Source organism: Mariniflexile litorale (genome assembly GCF_031128465.2).
Taxonomy (GTDB): domain Bacteria; phylum Bacteroidota; class Bacteroidia; order Flavobacteriales; family Flavobacteriaceae; genus Mariniflexile; species Mariniflexile litorale.
In genome coordinates, this window is sequence record NZ_CP155618.1 from 2,990,215 (window position 1) to 3,009,154 (window position 18,940).

General features: G+C 29.9%; 15 protein-coding genes. 9 read left to right on the forward strand and 6 right to left on the reverse strand.

Features of this window, described 5'->3' with window-relative positions; genetic code table 11:
- Positions 1-2: 2 nt before the first annotated feature.
- Together QLS71_RS12455 and kdsA are read right to left on the reverse strand one after the other, a co-directional pair.
- Positions 3-854, reverse strand: a complete 852-nt coding sequence (locus QLS71_RS12455) for a hypothetical protein (RefSeq protein ID WP_308990867.1) — start codon at positions 852-854, stop codon at positions 3-5.
- A gap of 20 nt (positions 855-874) precedes the next feature.
- On the reverse strand, positions 875-1,693 hold the full coding sequence (gene kdsA / locus QLS71_RS12460) for a 3-deoxy-8-phosphooctulonate synthase (protein ID WP_308990866.1): 819 nt from the start codon (positions 1,691-1,693) through the stop codon (positions 875-877).
- Between the two features lie 303 nt (positions 1,694-1,996).
- On the opposite strand from kdsA, the gene typA reads away from it, so the two are divergent.
- The 6 genes from typA to QLS71_RS12490 all read left to right on the forward strand — a co-directional run bounded on the left by typA (position 1,997) and on the right by QLS71_RS12490 (position 9,423).
- Positions 1,997-3,793 (forward strand): translational GTPase TypA, encoded by a 1,797-nt coding sequence (gene typA / locus QLS71_RS12465; protein ID WP_308990865.1) that lies wholly within the window; start codon positions 1,997-1,999, stop codon positions 3,791-3,793.
- A gap of 3 nt (positions 3,794-3,796) precedes the next feature.
- Positions 3,797-4,039 carry a uroporphyrinogen decarboxylase gene (locus QLS71_RS12470; RefSeq protein ID WP_308990864.1) on the forward strand — a complete coding sequence of 81 codons (243 nt, stop codon included), beginning with the start codon at positions 3,797-3,799 and terminating at the stop codon, positions 4,037-4,039.
- A 154-nt stretch (positions 4,040-4,193) separates the two neighbouring features.
- Positions 4,194-5,495: an O-antigen translocase gene (locus tag QLS71_RS12475; RefSeq protein WP_308990863.1), complete on the forward strand. Its 1,302-nt coding sequence runs from the start codon at positions 4,194-4,196 to the stop codon at positions 5,493-5,495.
- 17 nt (positions 5,496-5,512) lie between these two features.
- Positions 5,513-6,820, forward strand: a complete 1,308-nt coding sequence (locus QLS71_RS12480; protein ID WP_308990862.1) for an oligosaccharide flippase family protein — start codon at positions 5,513-5,515, stop codon at positions 6,818-6,820.
- A 373-nt stretch (positions 6,821-7,193) separates the two neighbouring features.
- Positions 7,194-8,354 carry a phosphoethanolamine transferase gene (locus tag QLS71_RS12485; RefSeq protein WP_308990861.1) on the forward strand — a complete coding sequence of 387 codons (1,161 nt, stop codon included), beginning with the start codon at positions 7,194-7,196 and terminating at the stop codon, positions 8,352-8,354.
- On the forward strand, positions 8,347-9,423 hold the full coding sequence (locus QLS71_RS12490; RefSeq protein ID WP_308990860.1) for a glycosyltransferase: 1,077 nt from the start codon (positions 8,347-8,349) through the stop codon (positions 9,421-9,423). The genes QLS71_RS12485 and QLS71_RS12490 overlap by 8 nt, the downstream gene beginning before the upstream one ends.
- Positions 9,424-9,427: 4 nt before the next feature.
- Here QLS71_RS12490 and QLS71_RS12495 read toward each other — a convergent pair whose 3' ends face one another.
- Both QLS71_RS12495 and QLS71_RS12500 read right to left on the reverse strand, forming a co-directional pair.
- Entirely contained in the window at positions 9,428-10,378 is a 951-nt protein-coding gene (locus QLS71_RS12495) for a glycosyltransferase family 2 protein (RefSeq protein WP_308990859.1), read from the reverse strand.
- Positions 10,378-11,238: a glycosyltransferase gene (locus tag QLS71_RS12500; RefSeq protein WP_308990858.1), complete on the reverse strand. Its 861-nt coding sequence runs from the start codon at positions 11,236-11,238 to the stop codon at positions 10,378-10,380. The genes QLS71_RS12495 and QLS71_RS12500 overlap by 1 nt, the downstream gene beginning before the upstream one ends.
- Positions 11,239-11,325: 87 nt before the next feature.
- Between QLS71_RS12500 and QLS71_RS12505 the strand changes: the two genes are divergently transcribed.
- Positions 11,326-12,177, forward strand: coding sequence for a 2OG-Fe(II) oxygenase (locus QLS71_RS12505; RefSeq protein WP_308990857.1), 852 nt, complete (start codon positions 11,326-11,328; stop codon positions 12,175-12,177).
- On the opposite strand, the gene QLS71_RS12510 is transcribed toward QLS71_RS12505, so the two are convergent.
- Both QLS71_RS12510 and QLS71_RS12515 read right to left on the reverse strand, forming a co-directional pair.
- Positions 12,178-12,912, reverse strand: a complete 735-nt coding sequence (locus QLS71_RS12510; protein WP_308990856.1) for a class I SAM-dependent methyltransferase — start codon at positions 12,910-12,912, stop codon at positions 12,178-12,180.
- 3 nt (positions 12,913-12,915) lie between these two features.
- On the reverse strand, positions 12,916-13,599 hold the full coding sequence (locus QLS71_RS12515; protein ID WP_308990855.1) for an ATP-binding cassette domain-containing protein: 684 nt from the start codon (positions 13,597-13,599) through the stop codon (positions 12,916-12,918).
- Positions 13,600-13,886: 287 nt separating this feature from the next.
- Between QLS71_RS12515 and QLS71_RS12520 the strand changes: the two genes are divergently transcribed.
- Both QLS71_RS12520 and QLS71_RS12525 read left to right on the forward strand, forming a co-directional pair.
- Positions 13,887-16,910, forward strand: a complete 3,024-nt coding sequence (locus QLS71_RS12520; RefSeq protein WP_308990854.1) for a tetratricopeptide repeat protein — start codon at positions 13,887-13,889, stop codon at positions 16,908-16,910.
- A gap of 143 nt (positions 16,911-17,053) precedes the next feature.
- Entirely contained in the window at positions 17,054-18,769 is a 1,716-nt protein-coding gene (locus QLS71_RS12525; RefSeq protein ID WP_308990853.1) for a TonB-dependent receptor, read from the forward strand.
- Positions 18,770-18,940: the final 171 nt, after the last annotated feature.

The window sequence follows — 18,940 nt, forward strand, 5'->3', positions numbered from 1 at the left end:
AATTAAATTTTAAATATCCCCCCAAAAGCAATAACACGCTGTAAATACATAAAATGTTGAGAGGCGCTTTCGGCTGTATTACTTGTGGTTCTAATATCTGGCATATCAATATAGCCACCTTTCATGTCTAATTGTAAAAAGAAATGTTTGAAGAATGTAAAATTTAAACCAGCATGTAGTGATATACCATAACCAGCCAAATGAAACTCGTCATACCTGTCTTTTTGTAAAAGAGTCGTATTGGTTTTTGGGTATAAAATACCGCCTGCGGCACCTTCAGTAATATTTATTTGAAATTTATCGGTGTTTGGTAAATTAAACAACTTTGAAATATCATCATACCTTGCAAATTCAGCGTAAACGTAATTTAAGCCATTCGTGTGTTCAAACTTTAAAAAATCTTCTGAAACAAAAAAATATTCATTATTATAAGTCCCATTGTATTCACTTCCAGATTCAGTTACAGGGAGGTTAATAAAACCATCAACTGTTTCGTTTCTATTTCTATTCATTACATATTTCATATGGTCAACACCTAATGAAACGGTATAATGGTCTGAAATAAAATAACCAACTTTAACATTGGTCTGTGGAATGGTCATTCGAGATGGATTTATATAGTCTACATGCCAACCTTTAGGTTTGTCGTGTGCAGAAGCGTCTTTAATGACGAAATCGTAATCTTCACCTTTAAAATGAATATCAGATCTTGAGAAAGATTCTCTATTCCCTCCCCAACTTACAAAGAATTTACCTTTGTTGGATGTGGTATATTTTACAGGTTCTAAATTTTGAGCAATGATGTTAAGTGAAAGCAAAAAAAAGGTTATACCTAATATAGGTTTAAGTTTCATGTGAAGTATGTTGGGGTTAATTAAAGGTTGTTTACCACTTTTCTGATAGCAACAAGGTTGGTAAGTAACTTTTCTAAACGATCTAAATGTAGCATGTTGGCACCATCGCTTTTAGCGTTTGCAGGGTCGAAATGGGTTTCAATAAATAAACCATCAACATTATTTACAATGCCTGCACGGGCTATGGTTTCAATCATATCTGGTCTGCCACCTGTTACACCAGCAGTTTGATTAGGTTGTTGTAAAGAGTGGGTAACGTCTAAAACGGTTGGTGCATATTGACGCATGGTTGGGATACCACGAAAATCTACAATCATATCTTGGTAGCCAAACATTGTTCCACGGTCGGTTATCCAAGCTTTGTTGTTTCCAGAATCATATACTTTTTGTACCGCATGTTTCATGGCTTCTGGACTCATAAATTGTCCTTTTTTAAGGTTTATAACTTTACCAGTTTTGGCAGCGGCAATCAATAAATCGGTTTGACGCACTAAAAAAGCGGGGATTTGCAATACATCTACATATTGGGCAGCAAGAGCAGCATCTGATATTTCATGAATATCGGTTACTGTTGGTACATCAAAAGTTTCAGATACTTTTTTTAGAATGCTTAAAGCTTTTTCATCACCAATGCCTGTAAAACTATCTACGCGACTGCGATTTGCTTTTTTAAAACTACCTTTAAATACGAATGGAATTTCTAATTTATCAGCAATACTAACAACTTTTTCGGCAATTCGTAAGGCCATGTCTTCACCTTCAATGGCGCAAGGACCACACAATAGAAAAAAATTGTTTGAATTGGTGTGTTTTATTTTTGGAATATCTTCAAGATTCATGATTGAAATTTTAATGCAGCAAAGATAAGATTATTGCTTTAGATAAATAACCGTTTTTTAAATTGAAAGAAATGAATTTGGCTGAATGCTGCATTAGCGATAGAAATGACATGCTTTTTTGTGCGCGCTTATGCGCAAAAAAAAGAATATAATGGATAGCGCGACCCTTTGTGGCTTAATAACTTACGTTAATTTTTACTTAATAATTTGATTGCCACAAAGGGTAATGCCCAAAAAAAAGAGATTGTATAATATATTCCATAATTTATAGTTACATTTGCACGCTTAAAATAAGGCACTATTATGGCTAATATTAAAAACATTGCAATTATTGCACACGTTGACCACGGTAAAACCACGTTGGTTGATAAAATTATGTATCACTGTCAATTATTCCGTGAAAATGAGAATACTGGTGATTTAATTCTTGATAACAATGATTTAGAGCGTGAAAGAGGTATTACAATTACTTCTAAAAACGTTTCTGTTATTTATAAAGACACTAAAATCAATATTATAGATACCCCTGGTCACGCCGATTTTGGAGGTGAAGTAGAGCGTGTACTTAATATGGCTGATGGTGTGTTATTATTGGTTGATGCTTTTGAAGGGCCCATGCCACAAACACGTTTTGTATTACAAAAAGCAATTGACTTAGGTTTAAAACCTTGTGTTGTTGTAAATAAAGTAGATAAAGAAAATTGTACACCCGAAGAAGTACATGAGAAAGTTTTCGATTTGATGTTTGAATTGGGTGCAGAAGAATGGCAGTTAGATTTCCCAACCGTATACGGTTCGGCTAAAAATAACTGGATGAGTGATGATTGGAAAAACCAAACTGAAAACATCGAACCATTATTAGATATGGTTATTGCACATATTCCTGCTCCAAAAATTCCAGAAGGAAATACACAAATGTTAATTACATCTTTAGACTTTTCATCCTTTACAGGACGAATTGCTATTGGTCGTTTAACAAGAGGCGAATTGAAAGTGGGGCAAAACATATCTTTGGTTAGACGCGATGGTTCCATTGTAAAAAATAGAATAAAAGAATTACATGTTTTTGAAGGACTAGGTCGTTTAAAAGTAGAGTCTGTTCAAACGGGTGATATTTGTGCTATTGTTGGATTAGAAGGTTTTGAAATTGGCGATACGGTTGCCGATTTTGAAAATCCTGAAGGTTTAAAAACGATTGCTATAGATGAGCCTACTATGAGTATGTTATTTACTATTAATGATTCACCTTTCTTTGGAAAAGACGGGAAATTTGTAACATCTCGACATATTAAAGATCGTTTGGCTAAAGAGTTAGAAAAAAACTTAGCACTTCGTTTAGGTGAAACAGGTAGTGCCGATAAATTTATGGTTTTTGGACGAGGTGTATTGCACTTATCTGTTTTAATAGAAACCATGCGTAGAGAAGGGTATGAGATGCAAATTGGTCAGCCACAAGTAATTATTAAAGAAATTGATGGTGTTAAATGCGAACCAATTGAAGAATTAAGAATTGACCTTCCAGAAAATGTATCAGGTAGAGCAGTTGAGTTTGTAACGTTACGAAAAGGTGAAATGCTTTCTATGGAAGCAAAAGGCGATCGTATGGTTTGCGAATTTTTGATTCCTTCTCGTGGTATTATAGGGTTGCGTAACCAATTATTAACGGCTACTGCAGGAGAAGCTATTATGGCACACCGTTTTAAAGAATATCAACCTTTAAAAGGAGCAATTCCAGGTCGTATTTCAGGATCTTTAGTATCTATGGAAAACGGTACAGCAATTCCTTATTCTATAGATAAATTACAAGATAGAGGTAAGTTTTTTGTGGAGCCAGGTGAAAGTGTTTATGAAGGTCAAGTAATTGGAGAGAACTCTCGTCAAGATGATATGGCTGTAAACATTACTAAAATGAAAAAACAAAGTAACGTACGTTCTTCTGGAGCAGATGATAAAGCTAAAATTGTCCCAGCTATAAAGTTTTCATTAGAAGAAGCTTTGGAATATATTCAAAAAGATGAATATGTTGAAGTGACACCAAACCATTTACGTTTACGTAAAATATATTTATCTGAAACAGATAGAAAGCGAAATAAATTTTAGTACATGGAATTCTTAGGAGTTTTATATGTAGAATGGATTGGATATGCTGCCATGGCAACTGTATTAGTTTCATTCTTAATGAAATCGGTTAATAAATTACGAATAGTAAACTCCCTTGGATGTTTACTATTTGTGTTTTATGGCATCATGTTAGAACCATTATCAAAACCCATCATTATTACTAATATAGCTATTTTTTGTATAAATGTTTACTACTTAGTTAAAAACAATAATTCAAATAAATAAATTCTTACAATTTGAGACTGAATTTGTATCTATGCGTAAAATGATTTTGTATATTTGATTCCTTGTTAAAATTGGGTAAAAGAATAAAAAAAAATATTTACCGTTAATTAAGAAGATTTATAGGTTATAAACAAAAAAAGAAAATTTATAGTAATTGAAAAAATTAATCGATTATATAAATAATAACGTTTTAATTAAAGTTACCTCGTTACAAGCAGCTTCTGTAATAACCAGAATAATTGCGGGCATATTAACTTCAAAGGCTATTGCGGTTTTTATTGGTCCTACGGGATTAGCGTTAATAGGTAATCTTCGTAATTTTGTAAGTTCATTTCAAACCATTGCCGTACTTGGCTTTTATAATGGTGCTGTAAAATATATTTCAGATGTTAAGGATGATGTTGTCGAGTTGAGTAAAACCATCTCTACGATATTCTATGCGGGATTTACTGCTACGATTTTAGTATCCTTTTTTTGTTATTTCAATGCTCAATTAATTAATGACATTATATTTCCAGATTACAATGATTATGCGTTTGTAATTAAAATTTTTGCAATGGTATTGCCTTTTTATGCTTTAAACATGTTTTCATTTTCTATAATGAATGGTTTTTCAAAGTATAAAATACTGATTATAATTAATATTATAGGGCAAATATTAAGTGTTTCTATCGCCTTACTTTTAATTTACCAAAACAAAATTAATGGCGCATTAATATCAGCAGTTATTGCAGAGTCGTTAATATTCTTAATAACCTTAGTAGGAATTACTAACCGACGTTCTTTAGTACCTTTAATTAAAGTTAATAGTATAAGTCTTAGTTTTTTGAAAAAAATGAGCACTTATTCTTTAATGGCTCTTTTTTCGGCCATTATCATGCCGCTTGTGGCCATTGCAATTCGTTCATATATTATTGAAAATATAGGATATAAAGATGCTGGTTTCTGGGAAGCCATGACGAGAATATCTAAATATTATTTAATGCTTATTAGCTCGTTAATGGCCTTATATATTTTACCAAGATTTTCTGAAATAGAAGATATTAAAGAATTTAGAAAAGAAGTGTTTAGTTTTTATAAAACCGTTATACCTGTTTTAGCTATTGGTTTGGTTGCCATATATATATTAAAGCCATATATAGTAACGCTTATTTTTTCAGAGGATTTTAAACCTGTTGAAGACTTGTTTTTATGGCAATTATTAGGTGATTTCATTAAAGTGCTGTCTATGGTAATAGCCTACCAGTTTTTAGCAAAAAAAATGTTTTGGCACTATATTTTAACCGAAGCCTTTTTAGTAATTATTTTATATACAACGAGTGTTTATTTTATAGATTTATATGATAATGTACAAGGTGTTGTTATCGCACATTTTGTGAGTTATATTATGTATTACGGTATTATTTTATTGATATTTGGTAGTTCGCTTTTTGGGGTGGATGTTGAGAAAAAATAAAATTAAATAATAGAAAATTGAAAGAATTTTTTAAAAAAACATTTTATAATCAGTTTTTTAAAGTTTTTTCTTTTAATGGTATTATAGTTGTTGGTAAATTAATAACATCGTTTATTGTTTCTAAAGTTAGTGCAATATATTTAGGTCCTTCAGGGTATGCAATTGTAGGGAATTTAAAAAACATTTTACAAGGTGTTTTAGGTGTCACAGCCAATGGTTTTGAAAGTGGTTTAATTAAATATATTGCAGAAAACAAAGAAAATAAAAACCAATTTAGTAGTATTGTTTCTTCAGCTTTAACACTTAGTATTTGTCTTTCATTATTCGTTGGATTCTTTTTATTTGTATTTTCAAATCAATTGAGTGTCTTTATTTTAAAAGATGCATCCTTAACATACATTTTCAGGTATTTATCAATTTTTTTGCCATTAATTTCATTGAATTTTTTAGTGGTTTATATTGTAAATGGATTGCAAAAATTCAGACTATATACCTTGCTAATTAGTATAACCAATGTGTTAAATGCCGTTATTACATTTTTTCTTGTTTACTTTTTTAGTTTAAAAGGGGCATTAATGGCAAGTATATTAATACCTGTTTTAAGTTTTATTTTTAGTATTTTAATTAAAGATGTTAGGATCTTTTTTGGAGACGCAATAACGAATTTAAAAACAATATCGGTCAGTTTTTTAAGGTCTATTTTCACTTATATTGTTATGGCAATTTACTCTACTATATTATTGAGTTTAAGTTATTTACTTATTAGAAACAATATAATTTCTTTTATTGATACAAGTACAGCAGGATTATGGGAGGCAATGAATAAATTATCGAGTTTTTACATGATTTTTTTCTCTTCTTTGTTTACATTGTATCTTTTGCCACTTCTAGCATCAAATAAAACGATAAAAGGTTATGCTGAAATAATGAGCACATATTTTAAGTATCTAATTCCTTTTATAATTGTTTTATTTTTAGGAATTCTATTTTTTAGGGTTTTACTTATAAAGTTGTTTTTAACAAACGAATTTTTAAAAATAGAACAATTCTTTTATTTACAATTGTTTGGAGATTTTATCAAAATTATAGCTTTTTCGTTTGCCTATCAATTTCATGCTAAAAAAATGGTAATACCGTATTTTATAACAGATGCTATATTATATGTATCCTTTTATTTATTAAGTATGCATTGGCTAAAGTATCATCATCTTCAAGGCGTATTTTATGCTTATATTGTAAGCACATTACTGTATTTAATTACCGTATGTCTTTTCGTTTTTTCAAACCGTACAAAGCATTTAAAAAGTGAAAACCAATTTATATAAATTTTTTATAATATTTTTTCTACCATTACTTTTTAAGTATATATTTCTGTACTTTTTTATAGACCTATATTTTGTTGAAAATGGGGATATTATAGAAGATGTCTTATTCTGTTTTTTAATTTTCGCAATTTATTATAGCAATGTCCTAAGAAAACAAATTTTTAAAGATTTTTTATGGTTTTTATATGTGTGCTATTTCATTTTAGAAACCACATCTTATATGGTAGTTTCTTCAAATTTTTCATCCTCATATATGTTTTTGTTGATTGAATCCAATAAACAAGAGCTAAAGGAGTTTTCTACTTCCTATATAAATATTCCAATAATAGCATTTATAATTTTAATGACGGCTTTGTTTTTTGTTATTAGAAAAATGAAATTAGTAATTAATGCTTCAAAAAAAATACTCGTAGGCTGTATTGTTTTTTTTGGAATTGTTGCCATTTTAAAGGGCAGTGGTTTAATAGAAAGTAATTCTTATCACAATATAGTTAGGGGTGTATATGGTTATTTTGATTTGCAGAACAGTGTTAAATTTAATACTGATATTTCAAAAGATAATATTAAAATAACAGCCGATAATGAGGTTTTGGTAGTAGTATTAGGAGAATCAACAACCAGCCAACACATGCAACTTTATGGTTATAATAAAAAAAACACACCACTTTTAAATACGATTAAGGATAATTTATTTATATATAGCAATGTTATTTCATCAGATGTTATAACCACTAAATCGCTTCCCAAAATAGTAACATCCATAGAAAACAGCGGTAAAAAAGAAACTTCAACTAATATAATAGAAGTTTTTAATAAATCTGGTTATAAAACATATTGGTTATCAAACCAAAGACCAATAGGTTTTTATGATAATCAAATTAGTAAAATAGCATCAGTCTCAAGCTATTTGAAATTTTTAAATCATGTAAATGAAGTGCAAACAACTAGTTATGATCAGGTATTGTTGCCAAGTTTCAAGTCTGTTCTAAAGCAAAATGGAAAAATGGTTGTTTTTCTTCATTTAATTGGAACTCATTTTGATTATAACAAACGCTATCCAAAGGAGTATAATAAATTTTTAAGTAAATCTACAGCTTCAAAAAAAGAAAAAATTATCAACTATTATGATAATGCTGTACTGTATAATGATTTTATTCTATATACCTTTATTAAAGAACTTCAAAAACAACATAAAAAAAGTGCTCTCTTATATTTGTCAGACCACGGTGAAAATGTTTATGATGGTACTGATTTTTTTGGACGTTCTGAAACTATATTAACTAAAAGCATGTTTGAAATTCCTTTTTTTGTATGGGTTTCTAAAGATTTTCAATTACCTAAAGATTTTGAATATAAGCCCAACAGAGCTTTTATGGCCGATCATACGTATGAAAGTATCGGACACCTTTTTGGAGTGATTTATAAGGATATGGACATGCGAAAAAGTATTTTTAGTAATACATTTAAAGAACGAAAAAGAAAAGTAATAGATAATATAGATTTTGATACCTATTTTTTAGAAAAACATGAATAAAAGAATATGTTTACTTACAGATAGTCTTGGTTCTGGTGGGGCAGAAAAAATGGTGTCTAATTTATCAATTTCTTTATCTAAAAAAGGATATGTCGTAACTGTAGTATCAATGCTGGATATTATTGTTTACCCTTACAAAGGCACACTTTATAATTTTGGAAAAGTAAAAAACAACAACAAATTAAAATCGTTTCTAAAGTTTAAAGCTTTTTTTAAAACACAACAGTTTGATGTTATTTTAGACCATAGAATAAGATTGAATTTTATTAAAGAGTTCATTTTTTCTAAGGTAATATTTAAAAATGAGAATATTATTTATTGCGTACATCATTTTAATTTAGGACTTTATTTTCCTTTAGTAAATGTGCCTTGGATTTCAAGGAGTACACTTGTGAAAAACAGAGAAATTGTAGCGGTAAGTAAAGAAATTCAAAATAAAATTAAGCAACAATTACATTTAGAAAGTCATGTAATTTACAATTATGTGTTATTAGATAATATAGAAGCCAATAATGATTTGGAAATACCAAATAGTTATAATTATATTATTGGGGTAGGAAGGTTAACAAGCGTAAAACAATTTGATGTTTTAATAAAAAGTTATAAAAATTCTGAATTAATAAATCATGATATCAAGCTATTAATTTCAGGTGAAGGGATTGAAAAGACTAATTTAAATAAGCTTATTATAGATTTAAACTTAAATGATTTTGTTAAGTTAATAGGCTTCAAAAGCAATGTATTAGCTTATATTAAAAAAGCAATGGCTTTGGTATTGGCTAGTAAATCTGAAGGGTTTCCTATGGTTTTAATTGAGGCGTTGACTCTTAAAACACCAGTTGTTTCGTTTAATTGTAAAAGTGGACCTGCTGAAATAATAAAAAATGAAGAAAATGGTTTATTGGTAGACAATCAAAACTCAGATATGTTAACAGAATCATTAAACAAATTGCTATTAAACGATACTTTTTATAACAAAATTAAAAGTAATTTAAGCTTAAGTTCTAATCCGTTTTCAGAAGAAAATAATATTCAAAAATGGATTAATTTATTACATAAATTTAATTAATCTACTAGTAGTTAACTGTTTTTGGTTTAAAGATAAACAAAGCGTTTAGATTAAGTTTATTCTTAATGAAAAACAAGAATTTAATAATAGGGTTGGGTAAATAAATCAGTAATTTTTGAAATGAATTTAAGTTGTTAAAATTGATATCCTCAATAAGAATTTTACTTAATTTATTATTTGAAGCAAGTTTAAAACTTACAGCTAATGAGAACCTGTTATAATCAATATATTTTTTTAAAGCAGGGTGATTTTTTTCAATGTTTTTATAAGTAAAAACAAATTTTGGAATATTTTTTTTGAATAAAGCATTTGAAATACCGTCTTCCATAGTTCTGTTATAAATAGCGCTAACAGAAGTGTTATCTAAAGCAACTTCGTATTTTGTTGCTATTCTAATGTATAAGTCAATGTCTTGTTCAGAAAAAATTTCAAGGTCAAAATAGCCGATATCATTAAAAACATCTTTTGGAATACAAATCGCAGAAACCCATGCTACACAATTTTGTAATGAGTGTTTAAAAAAACAAGGAACTATACCTTTAAAATTTTCCTGTAATTCATTAAAATGTGCTCTATGAAAAACAGAAGTAGATTTTTGTATTGTATATCCAGTACAGTATAGTCCTTTGTCAGGATAGTTATTAATAAGGTTGTGTAGTTGTTCTAAATGATGTGGTAACCAAAAATCATCAGCATCAATAAAAGCAATGTAATTTGCAGTTGCTTTTTTTATTCCAGAATTTCTAGCACCGGATAATCCTTGGTTTGTTTGGTTATATAGTTTAATACGGGGGTCATTTGTTTTTTTAACTTCTTCAATACTATTATCGGTGCTTCCGTCATTAATAATAATAATCTCAAAGTCTGTGAATGTTTGGCTTAGAATACTTTGCAAAGTTTTATTTACATAGTTTTCTTTGTTGTATAATGGAATTATTACAGAAAAATAAGGCATTATTTTTTATTTTTTTTTAAGATGCAAAAATAACCCAACCGGTAAAAATCGAATAGTAATAATATAGGGTATGATGAGTTAAAATTTTTAACAAGCATTGGTTTTAATAAATAGAATAATTTAATCATTAAATGAGTTAATTGTAATTTTTCTATTAATGGGTATTTGGAGAATAATCTGTAGTGACTTATGCCTATTTTTTTTAGTGATGTTAATTTAATTAAATTTTCGATAGCCTGCTCAGTTTTTTTAATAAAGGTATCCGCATCATCATCAGCAGCATGAATAACAGGATTGTTTATTTTAAGAATCTCGATATTTTTTTTTGTGAAATTATCGAAAAACAGTACATCTTCACAACCATATTTTTTTAATGATTCATCAAATAAATTTAATTCAAATACGCTTTTTTTAATTAAAAAGTTTGATGAATGTAACCCTTTTTTGGTCTCTCTTTTTTTGGTGTAGAGCCATCTTAATTTGTAAGGTTTTTTAACTGGTTTTTTTTTATGGGTCATGCCACCAATAATTAGTTCCTTATCGAGTATAGAAATATAATTTTTTATAAAATTTTCTTCCTTTGGAAAAGTTCCCGCATCAATAAATAATAAAGTTTCATATTTTGCATGAGTACCAAGTAAATTTCTAATGGAGCTTCTACCTATATTAGTGGGTAGTTCCTTAAAAAAGCAGTTTTGAAAAAAGTTAATATTTTGGTTTTTAGTATTTAGTTTAGAATTTGAACCGTCGTCGTAAACTAAAATTTCGAACGTAATATTGCATTTTGAAACCTGTTCAAAAACTTCTTTAACTAAAGGAACAATATTGTAATTATAAGTTGGGATTAAAATAGATAGCATCCAAGATTCTAAATAAAGGCTAAAAATACATTTTTAAAATGTTTAATTTAACTTTAAGATTAAAAGGTTATAAATTGCAATGAATAAATGAATAATAATTGGTTTATGAATGGTTTAACATCCAAAGAGATTTCAAATTTGATATTTAATAAAATTGATAGTATAAAAGACCAACTTAAAGTGTCTTATTTAGCATCAAAAAATCAAATAGGTTTTTTTTATATTGATGATTTATTCCCTTTAGATTTAGCTCACTCCTGTTTCGATGTATTTCCAGATAAATCTGAAATGCGTGTTTTAAAAAGTATTCGTGAGTATAAATGTGTATCTGCTCAAATGGATAAGCATAATAAACTTTTGGAGGAGGTTATTTATGCATTTCAAGATAAAAAAGTGATAAATTTAATTAGTGATATTTGCGAAATGAAGTCGCTGTATGCTGATGAATCTTTGTATGCAGGAGGCCTTTCTTTAATGGGTAAAAATAACTTTCTAAATCCACATATAGACAATTCCCATGATGCTGAACGTGAACGTTGGCGTGTACTTAACTTATTGTATTATGTGACACCTAATTGGGATAAAGAAAATGGGGGGCATCTTGAATTATGGTCTAACGGACCTAAAAAAGCACCTGTTTTAATAGAAAGCAAATTCAATCGACTGGTTGTAATGGCAACTCACGATACTTCTTGGCATTCGGTAAATAAGGTAATTGTTGATAAAAGCAGATGTTGTATTTCAAATTATTATTTTAGTGATGAAGCATTGAAGGAAACCGGTAAATTTCATGTTACTAAATTTAGAGGAAGACCAGAAGATATTTTTAAAAATATAGTATTAGACTTAGATGCTAATTTAAGAATGATAGTACGAAAAATTTTTAAAAAAGGCATTCGTAAAAACCCTCATGTTTATAATAAAAATAAACAGTTTTAATTATTTCGTAGCTATTAAAACAGTTTCAGGCGATTTAAAACCAAAATAACCATCGGTCGTATTATTAAATGTTCTTATACAAACATTAAAACTTATATTCTCTAATCGACTTTTTAAACCTTCAATCGAATAAACTCTTACATGGTCTTCTTGACCAAAATGTTTTAGTCTATCTTCAAGAGAAACAATAGAATAATCCTCATAAATATCACCATTTTTATATGGTGTCTGAATATAAATTCTTCCATTGGGTTTTAGAACTCTGTAAAGCTCAGTCATTGCTTTTTTGTCATCAATTATGTGTTCTAATATATGATAACAAATAATTGTGTCAAATTTTTCAGGTTCTTGATTAATATTTGTGATATCAAATTGATAATCAGCTAAAAACTCATTTTCAAAATCGCTACTGTAATAATCAATAGATTTTATTTTTTTCAAGTTTCTATATAGGCTTCTTGAAGGTGAAAAGTGAAGTGTTTTTCCTTTTATGTTGCCATCCTTATTAAGTAAATCCCAAAGCCTTCTATTACGCGATAAACTTCCGCAAAACGGACATAGTAAATCGTTGCTTTCTAATGAAATAAATTTCCTAAGCCTTTTGTTACATACATTACATTCATGCTTATTTCCTAAATAAAAAACAGCATAGAACTTGCGGAGAAGCAATTCATTTTTAAATAAAAACTCTTTTGGAATAAGTGATTTGATATTCTTTTTAAGAAATCTGTACATAAATTACCCTTTCCTCTGCACCACCTCAAAAACCTGACTATCATCACATTTCAACGTTTTACTTGGGTATTTTAAAAGCAAAGCATAATCGTGGGTAGCCATTAAAATGGTGTTGCCATTCTTGTTTATTTCTTGTAAAACCTCCATAACTTCAATACTGGTTTGTGGGTCTAAATTTCCAGTAGGTTCATCAGCTAAAATAAGCTCTGGGTTGTTTAATAAAGCCCTGGCAATAGCAACACGTTGTTGCTCGCCTCCTGAAAGTTCGTGAGGATATTTAAACCCTTTGGTTTTCATGTCTACTTTATTTAAAACTTCTTCAACACGGCTGTTCATTTCGTTTTTATCTTTCCAACCAGTAGCTCTTAAAACAAATAATAAATTTTCGTTTATAGTGCTGTCTGATAATAATTTAAAATCTTGAAAAACCACGCCTAATTTACGTCTTAAATAAGGAATATCATTTTCTTTAAGTGTTTTTAAATCGAAATCTACAATATGCCCTTCGCCTTCGGTTAAAGGTAAATCGCCGTAAAGTGTTTTCATAAAACTACTTTTTCCAGTACCCGTTTTTCCAATTAAATATACAAAATCACCTTTGTTAATTTCAACATTCACCTTAGAAAGTATCAGGCTATCACCTTGATATATAGAAACATCTTTTAATTGTAAAATAGGAGTAGGCATATGATAATAAGTTTTGTGTTGTAAAAGTATTATATAAAAGTTGAAAGTTGAAAGTTAAAAGGTAAAAAGTTTCAAAGCAGTAAAGTTTCTGAGGTTTAAAGCTGAATACAAAATTTATAAACCTTAGTGATTTGATGATTTTATTTATGTCCTATCCTAGGGTTGTCAATCATCAAACAAGCATTTTTTCAACTTTTAATAACTCGGTTTATAATTATAGCACGATTGTTGCGTTATAAGATTTATATTGAATTATCTTTGATTTTAAATTAAAAAATGAATCGTTAATGACTATAAAAAATAGTGTTTCCCTTTTGGTGGCCATATGTTTTAGCTTTCAAATATGGGCGCAACAGTCGGCCACTTACACAAGTAATTTAGCAGAGTACCAAAAAGCCTTGTCGCTTTACAATAATCAGCAATATCTTGCTGCACAATCTTTATTTGGAAGTGTAAAAAAAGACACTAAAGAAACGGTTTTGTTGTCCGATTGCGCTTATTATATAGCCAATTGTGCGGTGCGTTTAAATCAGCAAAATGCAGATCAATTGGTAGAGAATTTTGTGAAGGACTACCCAACAAGTACGAAGCGTAATACCGCTTATGTTGATGTTGCCGAGTATTATTTTGTCAACGGTAAATATGCTTATGCCAGAAAATGGTACGATAAAGTGGATGAAAGCGGATTGGGAAGAAATGAAAAAGAAAAATTTTATTTCAATAATGGGTATTCAGCATTTTCAAGTAAACAATATAAAGAAGCTAAACAATATTTAACTCGAGTTGAAAATTCGAAACAATACGGGTCACAAGCCAAATATTACATTGGTTTTATGGCTTATGAAGGAGATGATTATGAGAATGCTAACAAGTATTTTGAACAAGTAAGCAACCAAGAACAGTACAAAGAAAAACTGTCTTATTATCAAGCTGATTTAAATTTTAAATTAGGAAATTTTGAAAAAGCGATTGAACTTGCTAAAGCGAAATTGAAGAGTAGTGATAAAAATGAAGTATCAGAGCTTTCAAAAATTATAGGCGAAAGCTATTTTAATTTAAAGCAGTACGCCGAAGCCATTCCGTATTTAGAAGCTTACAAAGGTAAGAACGGGAAATGGAGTAATACCGATTTTTATCAGTTGGGCTATGCGCATTATAAACAGGGTAATTATGAAAAAGCGATTTCAGAATTCAATAAAATTATTGGAGGCACAAACTCCATTGCACAAAATGCGTATTACCATTTAGGTGAAAGTTATATTAAATTGAACAAAAAACAAGAAGCATTAAATGCCTTTAGAAATGCTTCTGAAATGGATTTCGATTTAAAAATTCAAGAAGATGCCTGGTTAAACTATGCGAAAATTAGTTACGAAATTGGAAACCCATACCAATCGGCACCACAAGTATTAGCGACTTATTTAGAAAAATATCCTAAATCAACTTTTAAAGAAGAAATTGAAACCTTATTGATAGATTCGTATATCACTTCTAAAAACTATAAAGAAGCACTAAAATTATTGGATGGTAAAAAGAGTTTTGATAATAAAGTAGCTTACCAAAAAGTAGCATTTTATAGAGGGTTGGAATTATATAATGAAAGTAATTTCATAGAAGCTAAAAATCTTTTTGAGGCATCTTTAAAAGAACCTCGTGATGCTAATTTTACAGTAAGAGCAACATTTTGGAAAGCAGAAACAGATTATAATTTAACCAATTATAATGATGCTTTAATTAGTTTTAAACAATTTCAGCAACAATCAGGGGCCTCATCTACACCCGAACATAAAAACATAGATTATAATTTAGCTTACACTTATTTTAAATTAAAAAAGTATTCACAAACAGCTCATTATTTCAATCAATTCATTGCTTCAAACAAAAAGAATGATAACGTACGATTGAATGATGCTTACTTGCGTTTAGGTGATGCCTATTTTGTGTCGAGTGAGTATAAAAATGCTATAACTGCTTATGAAAACGCTATTAAATTAAGTGCTGTTGAGTCCGATTATGCCTTTTTTCAAAAAGCGATAAGCGCTGGTTATGTGGGGCAAGATTCTAAAAAAATTAAGGAATTAGAACAATTTATTTTGGAGTATCAAAAATCGAAACTTCGTGATGATGCCATGTACGAGTTGGGTAATACCTACGTAAAAGCAGGAGATAGCGATAAGGCCATTCAAATATACAACCGCTTGAGTGCTGAATACAAAATGAGTTCGTTTGTTCCAAAAGCATTATTGCGTCAAGGGTTGGTGTATTATAACGGTAGTAAAAATGAGCAGGCATTAAGTAAGTTTAAGCAAGTAGCGGGCGAATATCCAGACACACCAGAAGCGGTTCAGGCGGTATCAACAGCGCGTTTAATTTATATTGATTTAGGGCGTGTTAGTGAATATGCTACTTGGGTAAAAACCTTAAAATATGTAGAGGTTACCGATGCTGATTTGGACAACGCCACTTACGAAGCTGCTGAAAAACAATATTTAGATAATAATACAGATAGAGCTATTACACAGTTTAATGGTTATTTAAACCAATTCCCAAATGGGTTGCATGCATTACAATCACATTTTTATATAGCTCAAATGTATTATAAAAAAGGGTTGATGGATAATGCAGCACCACATTACAAATATGTAGTAGAAACTTCAAGAAGTGAATTTAGTGAGGAAGCTTTATCACGTTTATCGCAGTTCTATTTAGAAAAGAAAGATTGGAATAAAGCCATTCCGTTGTTAGAACGTTTGGAAGACGAGGCTAATTTTCCTCAAAATGTGGTATTTGCTCAGTCTAACTTAATGAAAGCGAATTACCAATTGGAAAGTTATAATAAGGCAGTTTCTTATGCTGAAAAAGTATTAGCTAATTCAACTATTGATAATAAAATTAAAGCCGATGCGAATGTCATCATAGCACGTTCTGCTATAAAAACTAATAATGAAACCAAAGCTAAAGAAGCCTATGCAAAAGTAGAAACCGTGGCAACAGGTGAAACAGCGGCAGAAGCTTTATACTATAACGCCTATTTTAAAAATAAAGAAACTAAATATGAAGCCTCAAATACAGCAGTTCAAAAATTAGCAAAAGATTTTTCAGGTTACAAATATTATAGTGCTAAAGGATTAGTGCTTATGGCAAAGAATTTTTATGCCTTAAAAGATGCATTTCAAGCCACTTATATTTTAGAAAGTGTCATTCAAAATTTTACAGAATTTAATGATGTGGTTACAGAAGCAAAAGCAGAATTAAGTAAAATAAAAGCACAAGAGGCCAAAACCAATTCGTCTGTACAAGCAGGTAATTAAAATTAAAAGTTGAATATTAGAAGTTGAAAGTATCAAAAATTCAAAATTCGTAAATCGTAAATCGTTAGTTTGTCTGGTCGAGCGCAGTCGAGACCTCAGTAATAAATTGTCAATCGTAATTCAAAAATCGTAAATATAAAAGTATGCGTAAGCACATAAAAAATATCATATTAGCCGTTTTCACACTTAGTGTAACTCTTGTGTTTTCACAAAAGAAAACTACAGACACTATTAATACAGGAGTTATTGATGTTGTAAAACCGTATGTACCAACCATATCGGATGCTTTTAAGTTAAAGGAAGTACCCTCGTTAAACGATGAAACTACTCAAGCAAAAAAAGAGATTAAATACAACATATTTTCATTTCCAGTAGCATCCACATTTACACCAGCAAAAGGTAAAGCGGCTGTTGTGGATAAGGCTAAGCCTATAAAATTATATGATAACTATGCTACTTTAGGTGTTGGTACTTATACCACCATTTTAGGTGAAGTTTATTTGAATCATGCCATTAGCCGTACCGAAAGTGTCGGAGGTTATGTTAGTCATCATTCTTCTGGAGGTGGTATCGAAGGGTTATCTTATGATGATGATTTTCTAGATTCAAAAGCAAATGTAAATTATTCGTCGCGTTTAAGAGATTTGGCCTGGAATGTTGAAGGTGGTGTTGGATATCAAAGGTATAATTGGTACGGAGTTCCTGAATCGCAAATAGCCATTTCACAAACTAATAATATTCAAGTAGATCATTCTTTTTTCAATGCACATTTAGGAGGCGATGTCTCTTTTGAAGATACTTATATAAATTCGGCAAGTTTCCTTTTTAGACGCTTTGGCGATAATCAAGGTTCAGCAGAAAACCGATTCACCTTTAAAGGAAAAGTTGATATACCTATCAATGATTATGAAATATCTACAGATGTGGTTATTGATTATTTAGGCGGAAGTTTTGATAGAGCATATAATGTGAATACTGAGTTAAATTACGGAAATATTCAAGTAGGTATCTCACCAACCTATGAATTAAAACAAGACGACCTAACCTTAAATTTGGGCGTGTCGTTATTTTATATGAGAGATAATGAAGCGAATGATAGTAAAATTTATTTGTACCCAAATGTAACTGCAACCTATAGATTGGTAAATGATGTTTTAATTGCTTATGGTGGTATTCAAGGTGATTTGATTCAGAATTCGTATTACGGTTTTGCAAACGAAAACCCATTTGTGTCTCCAACCTTGTTTATTACGCCAACCGACCAACTGTATAATGCTTATGTAGGTTTAAAAGGGAAAGTAACTAGCAATGTTAGTTATAACATTAGTGGACGTTATTTAGCCGATAGAAGTAAAGCCTTGTTCAGAAATAACGAAATCACATTAACAACTCAAGATTACTCGTATGGTAATTCCTTTGGAATTGTATATGATAACGTAAAAACTTGGGGAGTTTCGGGTGAAATAAATGTCGATGTAAATAGAAATTTCAAATTAGCTTTAAAAGCTGAAACATTTAGCTATACAAGCGATGACGAAGCTGAAGCGTGGAATTTACCAGATTTTAAAGGTTCTTTGTTTTTAGATTATCAAATAAGCGAAAAATGGTTTGCTGGAGCTAATTTGTTTTATGTAGGGGAGCGTAAAGATCAATTCTTTTTAACAACTACAACACCCACAACAGTTACTTTAGATAGTTATTTTGATGCCAATGCCCATGTTGGTTACCATGTAAACGACCAACTTTCCATATTTGCAAAAGCAAATAATATGTCGAATGAAGGCTATCAAAAATGGCAAAATTTTCCAGTACAATCTGCTCAGTTTTTAGCGGGGGCTACTTATAAGTTTGATTTCTAAAATTCCTGTAAAAATCAGGAATCTTATGATGTAATTGTTAGAAGTCATTGCGAGGAACGAAGCAATCTGTTTATTAAAATAGATTAATAGCTCTGTGAGATTGCTTCATTCCTCGCAATGACACATTTATTAAAGTTTTTGAGTTGCTAGAAATTAATAATATCCCTTCCG

What these genes read in the sequence shown, in the direction of transcription:
- QLS71_RS12455 (WP_308990867.1), bottom strand. Translation starts at nt 854, where the DNA reads ATGAAACTTAAACCTATATTAGGTATAACCTTTTTTTTGCTTTCACTT.
- kdsA (WP_308990866.1), bottom strand. Translation starts at nt 1,693, where the DNA reads ATGAATCTTGAAGATATTCCAAAAATAAAACACACCAATTCAAACAAT.
- typA (WP_308990865.1), top strand. Translation starts at nt 1,997, where the DNA reads ATGGCTAATATTAAAAACATTGCAATTATTGCACACGTTGACCACGGT.
- QLS71_RS12470 (WP_308990864.1), top strand. Translation starts at nt 3,797, where the DNA reads ATGGAATTCTTAGGAGTTTTATATGTAGAATGGATTGGATATGCTGCC.
- QLS71_RS12485 (WP_308990861.1), top strand. Translation starts at nt 7,194, where the DNA reads ATGAAATTAGTAATTAATGCTTCAAAAAAAATACTCGTAGGCTGTATT.
- QLS71_RS12490 (WP_308990860.1), top strand. Translation starts at nt 8,347, where the DNA reads ATGAATAAAAGAATATGTTTACTTACAGATAGTCTTGGTTCTGGTGGG.
- QLS71_RS12495 (WP_308990859.1), bottom strand. Translation starts at nt 10,378, where the DNA reads ATGCCTTATTTTTCTGTAATAATTCCATTATACAACAAAGAAAACTAT.
- QLS71_RS12500 (WP_308990858.1), bottom strand. Translation starts at nt 11,238, where the DNA reads ATGCTATCTATTTTAATCCCAACTTATAATTACAATATTGTTCCTTTA.
- QLS71_RS12505 (WP_308990857.1), top strand. Translation starts at nt 11,326, where the DNA reads ATGAATAATAATTGGTTTATGAATGGTTTAACATCCAAAGAGATTTCA.
- QLS71_RS12510 (WP_308990856.1), bottom strand. Translation starts at nt 12,912, where the DNA reads ATGTACAGATTTCTTAAAAAGAATATCAAATCACTTATTCCAAAAGAG.
- QLS71_RS12515 (WP_308990855.1), bottom strand. Translation starts at nt 13,599, where the DNA reads ATGCCTACTCCTATTTTACAATTAAAAGATGTTTCTATATATCAAGGT.
- QLS71_RS12520 (WP_308990854.1), top strand. Translation starts at nt 13,887, where the DNA reads ATGACTATAAAAAATAGTGTTTCCCTTTTGGTGGCCATATGTTTTAGC.
- QLS71_RS12525 (WP_308990853.1), top strand. Translation starts at nt 17,054, where the DNA reads ATGCGTAAGCACATAAAAAATATCATATTAGCCGTTTTCACACTTAGT.